General features: G+C 62.2%; 2 protein-coding genes. One reads left to right on the forward strand and one right to left on the reverse strand.

The annotated features are described in order from the left end of the window. A partial coding sequence (locus NKJ06_RS35395; protein WP_352812564.1) for a DUF309 domain-containing protein occupies nt 1–242 on the forward strand: 242 nt, incomplete at its 5' end. A 315-nt stretch (nt 243–557) separates the two neighbouring features. On the opposite strand, the gene NKJ06_RS35400 is transcribed toward NKJ06_RS35395, so the two are convergent. Further along, nucleotides 558–1,450 (reverse strand): MFS transporter (locus tag NKJ06_RS35400; RefSeq protein ID WP_352812566.1); only part of this gene is annotated, 893 nt, incomplete at its 5' end.

The following is a 1,450-nucleotide window of genomic DNA, read 5'->3' on the forward strand; positions in this document are numbered from 1 at the left end:
ACTGGGAAGCCCATGAAGCCTGGGAGCCTCTCTGGCAGGCTGCGAAACAAAGCGCTCAGCACCGCCTGTTCTTCAAGGGACTGATCCTGTTGGCGGCGGCCGGCGTGAAGATCCGTGAGGGAAAGCGGGTCGCTGCGGCGCGCCATGCGACAAGAGCTGCAGGGCTTTTTCGTCAGGTGGTGAGAGTGCCGGGCGGCCTGTTTGAGAAAGCACTGGGAATGACACCCCGCCGCGCTCGCTGAACATGCCCAAGCGATCGTAGCTTACCCGGTTGTTCTGCGGGAGCCAAAGCCTGCCCAGCCTGAGCCCGTCTTTGATTTCATACTCGCACCAGTATCCGAGAGCGTTTGATCGGCAATTCAGTGGTCCAAGCTAACTTTGTCAGCAGGAAACGGGGCCTTTGAAAACCGCTCACCACCCGCATGCGTCACAAACAATAAGAGTGCAGTAATGTTTATAGGCAACTCGCGGCCGCTTCGATGTCGATGGTCTGAGGGTCGGGGCTGACCGGTGGCGCTCGTAGCCAATCGATTGATGGCAGAGATGCCGGCCGGGCTTCAATGACGGGGATGGCGAAAAGCTGAGTGCTCGGGCTTGCGGGCCGAGCTTGTCGGCCGCTCGATGGAAAGGGTCATTTGAGGTGGGGTCTCGGCCGCGTGCAGCTGAAAGACACGCTCGTCCAGTTCCTTGTCCACTTCCGTCAGACGATGATTGAGGCGAAGGTAGTCCGTCCAGGTCGGCGTGCGGAACGTTTCTGTCCAATGCATAGGCTTCTGCAGGTTCCGCTGGAGCGTCCAGTTCCGAGCACCGACGCGGCTGTGTACATGGCGCCGCTGCCGCATGAGGTCGAGGAAGGCCTCGAGATTTCTCTCGGCTATCAGATATTCGATCTTGACCACGATCGGGCCGCTCCTCGGCTTCAAGTTGAGAGAGACAGCTGGGGCATCGAATTCCTCCAAGGGATCGGGCTCGGAGTCGCGGCGCTCTCGAAGAGGAAAGAGAACGCCGGCTGCAGCGACGATCAACAGGGCTCCAGCGGAGCCCTCCAGCGCCAGGGCCAGCGAATGGTTTTCGGCCACCGTGCCCCACACCCAGCTGCCGAGCGCGATGCCGCCGTCTATCAAAGCATAGTAGATCGAGATGGTGCGCCCCACGACCCAGCGCGGGCTCGCCAGCTGCACGCTCACACCAACCCCGGACCAGGCGGTCACCCAGCCCGCGCCGCCCAAGGCGAGTGCAATTGCCGCCACGGTAATCGAAGATGTCAGTGCCAGGGAGAGAGAACACGCCGCACAGGCGACGCAGGAGAGCCTCATCAGCCGCTCCTGCGACAAGCTCCGTCTGAACAGGCTGTTGGAGAGGCCGGCGAAGACGGCTCCGGTCCCGAAGCCGGCCATGAGCGCGCCATAGGCGAGCGGGCCTCCTCCCAGCTGATCGCGGACAACCACCG

It is taken from the genome of Mesorhizobium sp. M0293 (assembly GCF_040321735.1).
In the GTDB taxonomy this organism is placed as follows: domain Bacteria; phylum Pseudomonadota; class Alphaproteobacteria; order Rhizobiales; family Rhizobiaceae; genus Mesorhizobium.